Here is a 13,019-nt window from a genome sequence, read left to right as displayed (position 1 = left end):
GATCTTCGGAAGGATCGGTGCCGGCACCACGCGCGCCCGCGGCGTCAGGGCAGTGTCGTCGAAGATGTCCTGTCGTGTTCCGATGGTTGCGGGGGGTGGCGCCGGCGAGGCGGGCTTGGTCACCGTGGTCGCCGGCGCCGTCGTTGTGTCAGGTCTTCTCCTGGAGGGTGACGTTGACCTCGCGCGACTGGCCGTCCCGCAGATAAGTGATCTTGACCTGTTGGCCCGGCTTGGCGCCTCTGACCTGTCCGACGACGGTCTCGCCCGCGTCGACCGGCGTGTTGCCGATCTTCGTGATCAGGTCGCCCTGCTTCAGTCCGGCCTTCTCCGCCGGGCTTCCCGCGATGACCTGGCTGATCAGGGCGCCGGGCACATCGCCGGTCGCGTCGGTGACGCTCACCCCGAGGACCGCGTGACGGACCTTGCCGGTGGCGATGAGCTGGTCGGAGACCTGCTTGGCGGTGTTGACCGGGATGGCGAAGCCCACGCCGCCGCCGGCGGCGTTCGAGGCGATGGCGGTGTTGATGCCGACCAGCTCGCCCGCGGCGTTGACCAGCGCGCCGCCGGAGTTGCCGGGGTTGATCGAGGCGTCGGTCTGGATGGCGCCGCCGATCGTCGTGCCGGCGCTCTGCTGGCTCTGCTCCTGTCCCCAGCCGGGAGGGAGCTGCTGCCGCTGGTCAGGGCCGGTGGTGAGGGTACGGTCGAGCGCGCTGACGATCCCCGCCGTCACGGATCCGTCGAGGCCGAGGGGGCTGCCGATGGCCAGTACGGCTTCACCGACCTTGAGTGCGTCGCTGTCGCCGAGTGTCGCCTTGGTCAGCCCGGACACGCCCTCGGCCCTGATGACGGCCAGGTCGGTGGCCGGATCGGTGCCGACGATGCTCGCCTTGGCGGTCTTGCCGTCGCTGAACTTCACGCTCATCTGGCCGCCGCCCTGGCTCGCCCCCTCGACCACGTGGTTGTTGGTGAGGATGAGGCCGTCCTCCGACAGCACGACGCCCGAGCCCTCGCCGCTCTGCCCCTGGATCATCACCACGGTCGGCTGAACCTTGGCCGCGACGTCGGCCACGGTGAGCGGTCCGGAGGCCGGCTTGAGGACGGGACTGGGGGCGTGGCTGGTGATGGCGACGGGCGCGGGCCGGAAGGAGGTCACCGCGACGGCGCCGACCACCCCGCCGACGATCGCCATCGCCGCCAGCGCGAGCCCGGCCACCGCCTTCTGGCCGGCGGTGAAACGCGCCTTCAGGGTGGGCGCCGGCGGAGGCGGGGGCGGCGGCTGCTCCGTGACGATCGGGTCACGGCGGGGGAAGCCTCCGACGGTCGGTGGCGTGGTGCCGAACTGGCTCCACCCGCCGTTTCCCTGCGCTCCAGGGTCCTGCTCGTGAGGCTCGTGCGCGTTCATCTGTCATCTCCCTCAAGTTCTGCTGCCTCACGGTGCCAACTCCGGCGTAAGACCCGGCTAAGCCCTTGATCCCGGAACCGGGCCCGCTCCTCATGGCGGCCTTATCGATCCAGGTCGGGGCGGGTGTGCGTCCTCGATATCGATTTCTACATGTTGTCGAACCTGACCGGCCGAACCGGTGAGCCGGAGGTGCCGTCTCAGGGACGCGGGGTGGGGAGGGCGTCGCTGAGGGAGGTGAGCAGGAGGTGGCGCTGCAACAGGGTGAGGTCACCGACGCTGGTGCCGGGATCGATCTTGGCCTGGCGCAGGGTCTGCGTGATCTGGTCGGGGGTGTGCTCGGGCAGGGCGCGCAGGAGGGCGGTGGCGTCGGCGGTGATGGTGGTGGCGTCCCTGCGCGCCAGGAGTTGTTCGAGGGTGAGCCGCCTGGCGGTGACGGCGGCGCGTAGCTGGGCCTCGGACATCTGCCGAGGCAACGGGTCGAGGGGCGGTGCGGCTTCGACGGTCCGAGGGTTCGGCGCGGTGGCGAGGCCCCGGGCGGCGGCGACCGGTGAGGAGGATGCCGGCGGACGGTCGGCGAGCAGGGTCTGGGTGGCGACCAGCAGGCCGCCGATGGCGGCCACGGCGGTGGCGGCGAGGACGAGGTGGCGGCGGGTCAGCCGGCGGCTGTCGCGGGTGATGGTGAGTCCGATGAGGCCGGTACGCAGCAGTACGCCGGTCACCATGCCGAGCAGCACCGGCACGCTCTGGGCGGGCAGCGGCGCCACCGTCGCCAGCACGACGCCGGCCGCGGGAGCCAGGCAGGACAGGGTGAGCCAGGGGGCGGCCGGTCTGCGTGCCAGGTCGAGCATGGCGGTCAGGGCGAGCCCTTCGCTGGCCGAGTGGATCACCAGGGCGGCCACCACGACGGCGGACGCGGCCAGCGCCAGGGTCGCCCCCTCGATCATGCGGTGCAGCGACAGGGCGGCCGCGGTGCCCACACCGCCGTAGACGGCGGCGCTGACCGCCTGCTGGACCCGGCGGTGCAGGCCGGGCGCGTGCCGCCCGCCACCGGCCTTGTCGCCGTGCCTGTGCCCGCAGCCCTTACGGGTGAAGAAGGTGATGACCAGGAAGCCGAACGCGCCGGCCACACCCACCACCCACAGCGGCACGCCGGTGGCGTCGGCTTCGTGCCAGGCGTCGGGCAGCAGGTCGACCAGGGCGGTGATGAGCATCAGCGCCGAGGCGACGGCCAGCCAGACGCTGATCGTGGCATTCCTGCGGCGGGCCAGGGAGGCGCCGACCAGCGTGGACAGTGCCACCAGCACGACGGCGGCCCAGGTCGTCCAGGCGGGCGGGGCAGTGTCGAGGGCGGAGGCTTCCACGTGCAGGGCGGACAGGGTGTGCAGGGACACTGATGGCGGCGTCGATCCCCCGAGCGGCACGAGCATGACACGGCCTTTCCGGCGAGGGTGCGGGATTGGTGGAGGCGGTCGTCGCGTCGTGACACCGCGACGACGGACGGCACGAGCCGACGAGCCGGACCGTCCGTCAGTGACCGGCGGCCGGGTCGCGGGTGAAGGCGGGCGAATGTACGGTGATCGGCCGCTGCGAGGCCGCGTCATCGGCGCCGTGGCCGGGCGTGCGGCCGTGGGTGTCCAGGTCGGCCAGCGCGGCGCGCAGGTGGCCGAGCTGGGTGTGCAGGTGGTGCTGCAGGTTCCGGCCCTGGTCGGTGATGGCGCGTTCGAGCCGGTCGAGCTGTTCGTCAAGGGCCTGGTGGGCGGCCCGGGTCAGCGCGTCGGCGGCTGACGCGGCCTCGCGCCGCAGTCGTTCGGCGTCGGTACGGGCGTCGGCGAGGATCTGGCCGGCTTCCTGCTGGGCGGACTCAAGGGTTTCCTGGGCGCTGCGGTGTGCCGCCGCGAGCACGCCGGCGTCGGTGGGCGTGCTCGCGGGAGGGGCGGCGCCGAGGCGTTCGCGAAGCTGGGCGTTGTCCTGCCAGAGCAGGCTGAGCGTGGTCTCCACCTGGGCGAGGAAGGCGTCCACCTCGGCCAGGTCGTAACCGGAGCGCAGGCGGACGACCGTGAAGACCTGATGGTGCACCGCGGAGGCGGTCAGCAGGGCGAGCCGGCCGGGCGTGCCCGCCTGGAGCGGCGGTGTGGTGGCGCCGTCGAGGGCGGCGTGGCTGTGGGGGAGGTGGAGGCCACGGTCATGGTCATGGTCGTGGGGATGGTCGTGGTCTTCGTGCTCGGCGTGCATGGGGAACTGGTCCAGCCTTTCACCGTCGTCTCGATGTCGTGACTCGGCGGGCGCGGGGGCGCTCCGGCGTCGTTCCATGGACGAGCCGGAGCGGGATCGGCCGCGCGGGCGAGGTGACGGCCTGACCGCCGAGGGGCGGGCCGCCGTGGCGGCTAGGACGCGGTCGTGCCGTGGTCGTCGTGGCAGTGACCGGCGCCGCAGCCCTGGTCCTGCACGGTCGCCGAGGTGTGATCGTCGGCGCAGTCGTTCTCAGTGCCGGGGAGGCAGGGAGCCGTGGGGTGGTCGTGGGGGTCGGTCATCGGTGTTCCTTTCACTCGGTGGGTGCGTGTGGCTGCACCGGTGCAGGGGAACCTGTAGAGCGCCACCAGGTCCTGGGATTCTGACCGGCGAACTTCCACGTTGTGTAGTTGACGCATTACCGAAAGTTTAAACATCTGATCAGATGTTCATGAGTAAAGCCTGATTCCGGCGATCACTACCAAAGAGACCTTGACCTTCGGAGTTCTGGCGTCCAGCATCTGTGCATATGAACATTCAGTCAGATGTTACGGAGTGCGGGTCCCCGCTGCGTCTGGCCATCGCCCACGTCACCCACCCTCCGAGGAGCTCCAGGCATGTCTGAGCAGCAGGGTCACGACCACCGTCACGACGACGACCCCCGCGGACACGGTCATGGACACGGACACGGACACGGGGTGAGCGCGGACGCCGACCGGCGCTACCTGCGCGGCGCGCTCGCGCTGATCGCCGGCTTCATGGCCGTTGAGGTGGTGATCGGCGTGATCGCGGGTTCGCTGGCGTTGATCTCCGACGCCGGGCACATGCTCACCGACGCCATGGCGATCGTGCTGGCGCTGGTCGCGATGCGGATCGCGGCCCGGCCGCCGCGCGGCGGCTTCACCTATGGCCTCAAACGCGCCGAAATCATCTCCGCCCAGGTCAACGGCATCACCTTGCTGCTGCTCGCGGCGTACTTCACCGTCGAGGGCGTGCGCCGCCTGGTCGAGCCGCCCGCGGTCGAGGGCCTGTACGTGGTGGCGACCGGGCTGGCCGGCATCGCCGTGAACGTGGCCGCCGCCTGGCTGCTGTCGAAGGCCAACCGGTCGAGCCTCAACGTCGAGGGCGCCTTCCAGCACATACTCAACGACCTGTACGCCTTCATCGGCACCACCATCGCCGGCCTGGTCGTCTGGCTGACCGGCTGGAACCGCGCCGACGCCATCGCCGCCCTCGTGGTCGCCGCCCTGATGCTGAAGGCCGGCTGGGGCCTGGTCCGCGACGCCGGACGGGTGTTCATGGAGGCCGCTCCCGCCCGGCTGGACCCGGCCGAGGTGGGCCGCCAGATCGCCGCGACCGACACCGTGGTCGAGGTGCATGACCTGCACATCTGGGAGGTCACCTCCGGCTATCCCGCGCTGTCGGCACACGTGCTGGTCGTTCCGGGCGCCGACTGCCACGCGGCCCGCCTGGCCGTCGAACGGCTGCTGCGCGAGTGCCACGACATCGGGCACACCACGCTGCAGGTCGACCACGTCACGCCCGGCGGCCACGCCTTCGACGAGAGCGGCGCCCCGCGACGCCTGACGCCGCACTGTCCCGACCCGCACGGCCCCACGCATCACTCACCACGGCCCGACGACGCCCCGGTCGCGGCAACCGCCTCCGTCGCAGCCGACCACACGGCCGCGAACTGGGCCGCGACCTGCCATGACGGCGACCACGTCACGTGAGCGAAGGCACGGCCGCGGCCCTCGTCGGGGCCGTCCCGCCCGCCACCTCCGCCCGGGGATGACCCGATGACTCCCCGGCCGCCCCCGCCGACCCGTCGCGAGGCACTGCGTACGGGCGCGATCGCCGCGCTGGCCGCCGCGCTGGATCTCGCGCTCGCCGGACCGCCTGCCGCCCTGGCGTCCCCCTCGACGGCCGACTCGCGAAGCCTCGCCCCGACCGGCCGGATCCTGCTGCGCGGCGGACGCCTGCTGCACGGCACCGTGCTGCAGTCCTTCGCCTTCGACGAACGCGACAGGCACCTGTACGCCCTCCAGCTCATGCAGGGCGGCGTCCGCCTGGACGGAGAACGCCACGCCCGCACCCACGCCGAGCGCGTCCGGCGCGGCGATCTGTGCCTCAACCGCCTGTCCCTGGACGGCACCCGCACTGGAGCGATGCACCTGCTGGGTTTCGGGCACGGCGGCGCCCTGGGCGTGCAGCGGACCGCGGGCCGCGGCACCATGTTGTGGACCGAGTGGGACGCCAGCCCGGCCTCCGGCTACGGCCGCGGCATCTGCCGTTTCCCCTTCATCGACGACGCCGTCCTGACCCCGGACAGCCGGTGCCTGACCACCTGGCGGCCACTGCCCGGCTCGACGAGCAACGCTCCGGCCCTCGATCCCGACTCCGGCCGGTTGCTGCTGCGCTACAAGCTCGCCGGCGAGCCGCGCCTCCGGCTCGTGGACCTGCGTTGCACGGCCCCGGGCCACCTTCGCCCGCTCGCCGACCTGCCGCAGCCCGGCGCCGCCCTCGGGCTGCCGTTCCAGGGCATGGCCCTGCACGCCGACCACGCCTACCAGCTGCTCGGCAGCGCCTACGGCCCGGCCAACCCCGTGTCCTCGCCGGGGAACATCCGCCTCTACCGCATCCACCTGCCCAGCGGAAAGGTGGAGCAGCAGATCCTGGACCGCACGGCCAGGAACCTCGTCCCCCGCGAGCCCGAAGGACTCGCCGTTCTCGCGTCGTCCGGCCTCGGGCCGCTGCTGTGCATGGGCCTGACTCGAGGGCCGGTAGGGGACAAGTCCTTCTCCCTCTACGCGCGCCCCCTCGGATGAGTGAGACAGGGCCCGCTTACGGCATCCATATTCTACGTGCTGTAGAAGTTCTACGACTTGTAGAAGCACGTGGGTCGGAGGTGGCGGATGGGCAAGAACGCCGAGGGCACGCTGAAGGAGCGGCTCTCCGCGCTGCAGGCCGAGCAGCGGCGCGCGGAGCGCCGGCGGCGGGTCGTCATGATCAGCGCCACAGTGGTCGTGGCCGCCGGGATGGCCACGGCGGCCACGGCGTTCGTCCTGGACGACCGGGCCGGACGATCGCTGGACGCGGTCCAGACGATCAACGTGACCAGCCGCAACCACACCGACAAGGTCGTCAGCTACCCGCAGGCCCCGCCGGTCGGCGGCGACCACGCGCCGGAGTGGCAGAACTGCGGCATCTACGGCAAGCCCCTGCGCAACGAGAACGTCGTCCACAGCCAGGAGCACGGAGCCGTCTGGATCGCCTTCCGGCCGGGGCTGCCGAAGGACCAACTGGACATCCTCTACAAGCAGGCCCAGGGACGCGACTTCGTCGTGCTGTCGCCGTACCCGGGGTTGTCCGCGCCGGTCGTGCTCAGCGCCTGGGGCAAACAGCTCAAGCTGGACGACGCCGGCGACCCGCGGCTGACGGCGTTCCTGCGCGCCAACATCAACGGCCCCGGGACGCCCGAGCCGGGCGCGTCCTGCAGCGGCGGGATCGGGGAGCCGTCGGCATGAGGTTCCCGGCGTTCCTGCGGCGGCGCGGGGTCCTGGTGGCGGTGACCGCCGTGCTGACGCTCGCGCTGTCCGCCCTCGGCCTGCGCCTCTGGTACGCGGGCCCGCCCGGGGACGCGTCGCTGGAGGCCGGATTCGCCCGTGACATGCAGGCCCACCACGCGCAGGCCGTACAGATGGCACTGATCGTCCGCGACCGCACCACCGACCGCGAGGTCAGGACCCTCGCCTACGACATCGCGACCACCCAGCAGCAGCAGATCGGGCAGATGTACGCCTGGCTGGACCTGTGGGGCCTGCCCCAGGCGTCGCTGGAACCCCGCATGGCCTGGATGCGCCAGGGCCACCGGAACATGCCCGGAATGGGACAGCAGTCCGCCCAGATGCCCGGCATGGCCACCCGCGACCAGCTCAAGCAGCTGGAACAGGCGAACGGCAAGGAAGCGGAGACCCTCTTCCTGCGCCTGATGATCCCGCATCACCAGGGCGGCGTGCAGATGGCTCAGGCGGCGCAGGCGAGCGACCAGCCGCAGGTGAGACGCATGGCGAAGTCGATACTCGCCGCCCAGAAGGCGGAGATCGAGCTGATGCGCGCCATGCTCACCGCCCGCGGCGCGGCCGGGACGGCGCTGGGGCAGGCCGGGTCGCCGTCGCCGTCCTGGCGGGCACGCCCTCGCCATCCTGTCGAGCTGCTTCGCCTCGGCCATCGTGCTTTGCCTGCCGCAGACCCGCGGCCTGTTCAGGTGGGCGCTCGAACCCCGCCTGACCTGGCTCCACCGCCGGCCGGCCAAGGAGCCGCCGGCTACCAGCCGACCTCGTCGCAGCCGGTGTGGCCCTCCGGCTCCACCTGCAGGGTCGCGTGCGCGACGCCATGACGGGTGCGCAGCAGGTCACGGGCCTGGTCGAGGACGGAGTGGTTGTCGCTCTGGTCGCCCGTGACGAGGTGGGCGGTGGCCACGTTCATGCCGGAGGTCAGCGTCCACAGGTGCAGGTCGTGCACGTCGCGCACGCCCTCGATGGCCGCCAGGTCGGCCGCCACGACGGAGGCGTCCATGCCCTCGGGCACGTGCTGGCCGAGCACCGCGAACACCTGCCGGCCGAGCGAGATCGCCCGCACGGCGACGAACACGCCGATGGCCAGCGCGATGACCGTGTCCCAGAACACCTGGCCGGTCGCCGTGATCAGCCACCCCGCCGCGATGACGCCCACCGAGCCCGCCGTGTCGGCCACCACCTCCAGGTACGCGCCCTTGACGTTGAGGCTCTCACTGGCGCCGGACCGCAGCAGGACCAGGGCGATCAGGTTGACCACCAGCCCGAGCGCGCCCACCACGAGCATCGGCCCGGAGGACACCTCGGCCGGGCCGCCGATCCTGCCGATCGCCTCGGCGACCACGTACACGGCGACGCCCAGCATGAGGATCACGGCCAGCAGCGACGCGAACACCTCGGCCCGGTAGGAGCCGTAGCTGCGCCGGCCGGTGGTGTCGGGGCGAGCGGCGATCCTGGTGGCGACCAGCGCCGCGCCGAGCGTGACGACGTCGGCGGCCATGTGCCCGGCGTCCGACATCAGGGCCAGCGACCCGGAGATCAGCCCGTAGGCCAGCTCGACCAGGAAGAACGCGCCGATCAGGACGAACGAGACCGCCAGCCGCCAGCGGTGCCGGGCCCCGGCGTGCCCATGCCCGTGACCCACGCCCATCAGCGTTCGCCCTCCCGCTCCGGGTGGATGGCCTCGGTGTGCTCGGTGTGGGCCAGCGCCAGGTCCAGCAGCATCCGTACGTGCGGATCCTCCAGCCGGTAGTAGGCCATCCGGCCCGAACGGCGGGCGGCCACGATGCGATGGGCACGCAGCAGGCGCAGCGCGTGGGAGACGGCCGACTCGCTCTGCCCGGTCACCGCCGCCAGGTCGCACACGCACAGCTCGCCGTCCAGCAGGGCGACCAGCAGCTTCAGCCGGTTGGGGTCGGACAGCAGGCCGAAGATGTCAGCCGTGTCGGTGAGGTCCTCGGCAGCGGGCATCCGCTCGCACACCGCGGACACCCGGTCGGCATCCACCACCTTGACGGCACACCCGTCCACCATCAACACATTCTCAGCTGAAGAACTGTTCATATGTGTATTCTGTCGCCTATGCGGCGAATGTCAACAACGCGTGAGCAGGGCAACAGCCGCATCCAGGGGAGCCCGTCGTTCAGCGCGCGCAGGCCAGCAATTCGCCGAGCAACTCCACCAATCGCAAGCGGATGGTGCGTGCCACCTCATCCCCGGGCAGGCCGACCCTACGAGCTGCGGCATGTGGCAGTCTCCGCCGTGGCTGAAGCGGGGGTGTACTAGCTGTCGGCCCCGGCCAAGCTGGCCGTCACATCCTGCGGAGAAGTCGGTGTCGATCATTACGCCTTCTATTTTGAACATTGTGGTGGTTACTTCAACTCCGTGATGCTTGAGCAAGTAATACAGCTGATCGGCCGGTGCCGTAAAGGTTGTAATGGTTCGTCAGAGGTTGCGGGTGGGCGGCGTTCTCACCGGAATCCATGTCCTTGTTCTGCTGTCTGAGGACGTCGGCGGGATCCGAATGATGTAGTGGGCCCTTTTCCCAACTCGCTGGATGCGGATGAGCTCGGCCGGGAGGATGAGGGATTGAGCGGACAGCGGGATCGAGGAACGGCGAGACGGCAACGAGGCTCCCGGTGGGGCATCGGATCTTGGTCGACCGGGATACCGCTTCCATCCGGAAGCATGACGCCAGGGACAGCGGCGTGGCAGTGTGAATCAGAAAGAATGTGAGCCTTGCCGGGCATGGCATGCGTACCACGTCGATGGGAGGTCTTCATGGCTACTCGTGCCGAGTTGGTGAACGCGTTGCGCCGCGCGCAGGAAGTATCGGACCAGCACTGGCATTCCCTGGATCGGCCGATGTCGCAAATGTCGAGCGGGCGTACGTGGACGGGGCCGGCCGCCGACAGGTTCGCCGAAGACCTGGCTCATCAGCGTGCGGAGATGTGGCGGGGGCTTCGTGGGATCATCGATCACCTGAACGAGACGATCTCCACCTTGACCGTGATGAGGTCGAGAGACGAATGACTTTCTCCTCGATCGATCCCAGGGAGATGCATCAGCTTGGATTTGGCGTGCAAAACGCAGGAAAAGGGCTGGCCGAGTGTGCCGCACAGCTCCGAGCGATTCTGAACGAAGTCGAACTTACGCACCCTGCAGTGGCGTCACTCGGCCAGATAGGGCAGTGGCTGACGGAGCAGGCGCCTGACCTCTACCGACGGCGTGACCTCGCGTACGAGGCTGAGAAAGTCGACGTGGACGTGTTCGGCAACCCACTCCCTGGCAAGGTCGTTCCTCCCGGCATGACCCGGATCGATGAGTCGAGAGTGATCCCGGCCAAGGTCCGAGCCGAGGCGGCGCAGGCGGCCTCACTGGTCCCCGCCGCCGCACGCGGAGAAGCGGACGCGCGGGAAAAGCTCGCCGCCTATGAGGGGCGAGTGTCCGACCCGCAGTTCGCCGCGGCTCTCATCGAACAACTCGGCCCGCGCGGCCTCTTCGAGATCCCCGCTGTCATGGGGACGCGAGTGCGCAAGGCACTCGATGCCGATCCCGACTCGGCGGACGGTATCCGGCGCCAGAACCGCGATGTCCTGTCCATGCTGAGCAGGGCGCTCGCCACAGCCACCGACGTAGCCAACACTGTGCACGTCGGCCGGAAGTTCACGGAGGAGTTGAAGCGGCAGGGGCGCACGGAGATCCCGGCTCCTGACATGGGAGGGCTGACCAACCCGGGATATTGGTCGCTCGGGCAGATCCTCGCGGCGGCACCCGGCCAGGTCTACAGCGAGTGGTTCATGAAAACCATCGGCCAGGACATGATCCGCTGGGATCGCGACTACCTGAAGGCGCATGGCACGCGGTTCCTGCCCAAGGACACCGACGTCTACAACCTGCCCGCTCCCATTGACACACGGCCGTTCCGGGAATCCTCCGTCGTGGGCGCCGTCGATCCGATCGCCGCGTTGATGAAGGTCGCGGGCTCGTCGCGAGAGCGTGCCCAGGCATTGCTCGACGACAGGGACCTGATGAAATACCTGTTGAGTGAGCGGCGCCCGCAATGGGAAATGGGCGACCTCGGCGAATCGCTGGGCAACGCCATGGAAGCCGCCATGGCGGGGCACGATGCCGATTCCAAGCGACTGGTCACCTGGGCTACTCAAATACTCGCCGACCAGGTGATGTCGGGGGTGTCGGTCAACGACACGGGGGATCTCGAGATCAAAGATCCATCGGAGTTCGACCAGCTCTCCGGCATCCGCGACAACATGGGCCGCATCCTGACCGAGCACTCCGACGACGTCGTGTTCTCCTACTTCATCGCCCCGAAAAGAGATGAAGGCAGGCCGACGGGCAGTGACGAGGGAAGGATCACGGCGCGCTTCAACCCGACCGACCTCGATCTCGTCATGCTCGACGTGGCCGCCGATGCCCAGGGCTACGAGGCTCTGCTGCACGGGCAGATCGCGGACATGCGGGGCAAGATTGATGAAGCGCTGGCGACAGGTAACGGAACAGCCCTGGAAAACGCGATCAAGCTCAACTCCACAGCTCTAGGGCATTTGCTGGAGGCACGCAAGATGGCACTTGTCAGCCGAGGCAAGGAGGCGGACGCGGCTGATGAGCAGTTTCGGAAGCTGATCGAGGCCGGAATCGGCCTCGTCCCGGTTCCCTTCGCCGATAAGGTCGGCAAGGTGGGGGTCAAAGCGGTCGGCACCATCTATGAGAGTTTCGTGCAGGACGGATACAAGAAGGCCGGGGACTGGCTCGTGAAAAGCACAGGCTCCTCCGGCGGCCAAGCGTCCAAGGCATTCAGCGAGGCCGCAACGAACGACTTGGCTGCCCAAGAGCTGGTGAAACAGATGCTCGCATCGTCCACCGTGGCTCATGAAGCTTATGACCATAAGGATCTCAAGAGATCCTTTGTGATCGGCGATCCACCACGGGTAAAGGACCCGCGTGACATGAACCAGGACGAGTACGAAAGCTTCCTGCGCTGGATGGCCGACAACACCTCGGTGCCGGCCGACTTCACCGAAGCAAAGGAAGGCGCCTCCACAGGAGTCAAGGCCTTTCACGACAACATCAAGGCTCTCGAGAAGAAACTCGAGGCCGCGGAGAAATGAGCAGGCTGCCAGGATGGCTCTGGGGGGTCGCCGCGGCCGCCTTGATCGCCGGGTGCGCGCCGGACAAGCCCGTGGCCACCCCGACGCCTGATCCAGTGCCCACGCGTGGCACCGTGGCTGACCGGGCCCCCTATCTCTGCTATTTCATCCCGCAGACGGCGGTGGCCGACCTGACGGGCTACACAGGTCCGTACAAAGCGGGTGACGACAAACGCGACGCGGTTGGGTACGACTGCGTCATCTCGAACGAAGAGCAGAGCCTGTTCATCACCAGTTACGATGTCACACGCCCTCGGAAGACCATCGAGCAGTATCTCAAATGGGCGCAGGAGAGTGATCCGGCCGAACTCCCCGAGAAGCTGGGCAAGGGGTTGATCGCCGACTTCGAGATCCGGGCCAATCCGTACCGGACGGTGGAAGCCTGGTTCCGCTGTGGTTCCAACAACTCGCTCATCACCATTACCGTCAAGAGGAATCCGGCACGGGACCAGGACCACGATCTCGTTCAGCTCATGGAGATCGCTCAGCGGCGATTCGCCGAACGGTTCAGGTGCGAGCCCAGTGGCTCGCCGCCGGGCGATTGACTCACTGAGCCGTTTTCATCCCCGTGCGGTGAGTTGCTGATCACAGCATCATCGCGAGGTTGACGTTCGCCTGATGACATGGCGAAACCCCTGGTAGACG

Annotated in this window: 14 protein-coding genes; 8 read left to right on the top strand and 6 right to left on the bottom strand. The window is 69.1% G+C overall.

Features of this window, described 5'->3' with window-relative positions; translation table 11 throughout:
• Positions 1-148: 148 nt before the first annotated feature.
• The 3 genes from ABT158_RS36530 to ABT158_RS36520 all read right to left on the bottom strand — a co-directional run bounded on the left by ABT158_RS36530 (position 149) and on the right by ABT158_RS36520 (position 3,478).
• Positions 149-1,402, bottom strand: coding sequence for a S1C family serine protease (locus ABT158_RS36530; protein WP_352361486.1), 1,254 nt, complete (start codon positions 1,400-1,402; stop codon positions 149-151).
• A gap of 197 nt (positions 1,403-1,599) precedes the next feature.
• Entirely contained in the window at positions 1,600-2,793 is a 1,194-nt protein-coding gene (locus tag ABT158_RS36525; RefSeq protein WP_352361484.1) for a ZIP family metal transporter, read from the bottom strand.
• 136 nt (positions 2,794-2,929) lie between these two features.
• Complete coding sequence (locus ABT158_RS36520) at positions 2,930-3,478, bottom strand: DivIVA domain-containing protein (RefSeq protein WP_352361482.1); 549 nt, start codon at positions 3,476-3,478, stop codon at positions 2,930-2,932.
• Between ABT158_RS36520 and ABT158_RS36515 the strand changes: the two genes are divergently transcribed.
• Positions 3,470-3,676 (top strand): hypothetical protein, encoded by a 207-nt coding sequence (locus ABT158_RS36515; protein WP_352361480.1) that lies wholly within the window; start codon positions 3,470-3,472, stop codon positions 3,674-3,676. The two genes, ABT158_RS36520 and ABT158_RS36515, sit on opposite strands and share 9 nt — an antisense overlap.
• A 110-nt stretch (positions 3,677-3,786) precedes the next feature.
• Here the strand turns inward: ABT158_RS36515 and ABT158_RS36510 are convergent, their stop codons facing one another.
• Positions 3,787-3,933 carry a hypothetical protein gene (locus ABT158_RS36510; RefSeq protein WP_352361478.1) on the bottom strand — a complete coding sequence of 49 codons (147 nt, stop codon included), beginning with the start codon at positions 3,931-3,933 and terminating at the stop codon, positions 3,787-3,789.
• A gap of 315 nt (positions 3,934-4,248) precedes the next feature.
• Here ABT158_RS36510 and ABT158_RS36505 point away from each other — a divergent pair, with 315 nt between their 5' ends.
• The 4 genes from ABT158_RS36505 to ABT158_RS36490 all read left to right on the top strand — a co-directional run bounded on the left by ABT158_RS36505 (position 4,249) and on the right by ABT158_RS36490 (position 8,030).
• Positions 4,249-5,364 (top strand): cation diffusion facilitator family transporter, encoded by a 1,116-nt coding sequence (locus ABT158_RS36505; protein ID WP_352361476.1) that lies wholly within the window; start codon positions 4,249-4,251, stop codon positions 5,362-5,364.
• Positions 5,365-5,430: 66 nt separating this feature from the next.
• Positions 5,431-6,459 (top strand): phage baseplate protein, encoded by a 1,029-nt coding sequence (locus ABT158_RS36500; protein WP_352361474.1) that lies wholly within the window; start codon positions 5,431-5,433, stop codon positions 6,457-6,459.
• 87 nt (positions 6,460-6,546) lie between these two features.
• Positions 6,547-7,158: a thioredoxin-like domain-containing protein gene (locus ABT158_RS36495; RefSeq protein ID WP_352361472.1), complete on the top strand. Its 612-nt coding sequence runs from the start codon at positions 6,547-6,549 to the stop codon at positions 7,156-7,158.
• Complete coding sequence (locus tag ABT158_RS36490) at positions 7,155-8,030, top strand: DUF305 domain-containing protein (RefSeq protein ID WP_352361470.1); 876 nt, start codon at positions 7,155-7,157, stop codon at positions 8,028-8,030. The genes ABT158_RS36495 and ABT158_RS36490 overlap by 4 nt, the downstream gene beginning before the upstream one ends.
• On the opposite strand, the gene ABT158_RS36485 is transcribed toward ABT158_RS36490, so the two are convergent.
• Together ABT158_RS36485 and ABT158_RS36480 are read right to left on the bottom strand one after the other, a co-directional pair.
• The gene (locus ABT158_RS36485; RefSeq protein ID WP_352361468.1) at positions 7,958-8,857 is read right to left on the bottom strand and encodes a cation diffusion facilitator family transporter; all 900 of its coding nucleotides are present in this window, start codon (positions 8,855-8,857) and stop codon (positions 7,958-7,960) included. The genes ABT158_RS36490 and ABT158_RS36485 overlap by 73 nt on opposite strands.
• A complete protein-coding gene (locus ABT158_RS36480; RefSeq protein ID WP_352361466.1) occupies positions 8,857-9,240 on the bottom strand; it encodes an ArsR/SmtB family transcription factor in 384 nt (127 codons plus the stop codon). Before ABT158_RS36480 ends, ABT158_RS36485 begins: the two co-directional genes overlap by 1 nt.
• A 747-nt stretch (positions 9,241-9,987) precedes the next feature.
• On the opposite strand from ABT158_RS36480, the gene ABT158_RS36475 reads away from it, so the two are divergent.
• From ABT158_RS36475 to ABT158_RS36465, 3 genes are read left to right on the top strand one after another with little or no spacing between them, the layout of a single operon-like run.
• Positions 9,988-10,239 carry a hypothetical protein gene (locus tag ABT158_RS36475; RefSeq protein ID WP_352361464.1) on the top strand — a complete coding sequence of 84 codons (252 nt, stop codon included), beginning with the start codon at positions 9,988-9,990 and terminating at the stop codon, positions 10,237-10,239.
• Positions 10,236-12,335 (top strand): DUF6571 family protein, encoded by a 2,100-nt coding sequence (locus tag ABT158_RS36470; protein WP_352361462.1) that lies wholly within the window; start codon positions 10,236-10,238, stop codon positions 12,333-12,335. The genes ABT158_RS36475 and ABT158_RS36470 overlap by 4 nt, the downstream gene beginning before the upstream one ends.
• Positions 12,332-12,919 carry a hypothetical protein gene (locus ABT158_RS36465; protein ID WP_352361460.1) on the top strand — a complete coding sequence of 196 codons (588 nt, stop codon included), beginning with the start codon at positions 12,332-12,334 and terminating at the stop codon, positions 12,917-12,919. The genes ABT158_RS36470 and ABT158_RS36465 overlap by 4 nt, the downstream gene beginning before the upstream one ends.
• Positions 12,920-13,019 lie beyond the last annotated feature (100 nt).

It is taken from the genome of Nonomuraea sp. NPDC001636, from assembly GCF_040298265.1.
Lineage (GTDB): Bacteria > Actinomycetota > Actinomycetes > Streptosporangiales > Streptosporangiaceae > Nonomuraea.
The sequence above is the reverse complement of the archived record's forward strand: the minus strand, read 5'-3'. Positions and strand labels throughout refer to the sequence as shown.

Excerpts from the sequence above, each read along its gene's own strand:
- ABT158_RS36530 (WP_352361486.1), bottom strand. The coding sequence starts at position 1,402 with ATGAACGCGCACGAGCCTCACGAGCAGGACCCTGGAGCGCAGGGAAAC.
- ABT158_RS36515 (WP_352361480.1), top strand. The coding sequence starts at position 3,470 with ATGGTGCACCGCGGAGGCGGTCAGCAGGGCGAGCCGGCCGGGCGTGCC.
- ABT158_RS36505 (WP_352361476.1), top strand. The coding sequence starts at position 4,249 with ATGTCTGAGCAGCAGGGTCACGACCACCGTCACGACGACGACCCCCGC.
- ABT158_RS36500 (WP_352361474.1), top strand. The coding sequence starts at position 5,431 with ATGACTCCCCGGCCGCCCCCGCCGACCCGTCGCGAGGCACTGCGTACG.
- ABT158_RS36470 (WP_352361462.1), top strand. The coding sequence starts at position 10,236 with ATGACTTTCTCCTCGATCGATCCCAGGGAGATGCATCAGCTTGGATTT.
- ABT158_RS36465 (WP_352361460.1), top strand. The coding sequence starts at position 12,332 with ATGAGCAGGCTGCCAGGATGGCTCTGGGGGGTCGCCGCGGCCGCCTTG.
- ABT158_RS36510 (WP_352361478.1), bottom strand. The coding sequence starts at position 3,933 with ATGACCGACCCCCACGACCACCCCACGGCTCCCTGCCTCCCCGGCACT.
- ABT158_RS36495 (WP_352361472.1), top strand. The coding sequence starts at position 6,547 with ATGGGCAAGAACGCCGAGGGCACGCTGAAGGAGCGGCTCTCCGCGCTG.
- ABT158_RS36490 (WP_352361470.1), top strand. The coding sequence starts at position 7,155 with ATGAGGTTCCCGGCGTTCCTGCGGCGGCGCGGGGTCCTGGTGGCGGTG.
- ABT158_RS36475 (WP_352361464.1), top strand. The coding sequence starts at position 9,988 with ATGGCTACTCGTGCCGAGTTGGTGAACGCGTTGCGCCGCGCGCAGGAA.
- ABT158_RS36480 (WP_352361466.1), bottom strand. The coding sequence starts at position 9,240 with ATGGTGGACGGGTGTGCCGTCAAGGTGGTGGATGCCGACCGGGTGTCC.
- ABT158_RS36485 (WP_352361468.1), bottom strand. The coding sequence starts at position 8,857 with ATGGGCGTGGGTCACGGGCATGGGCACGCCGGGGCCCGGCACCGCTGG.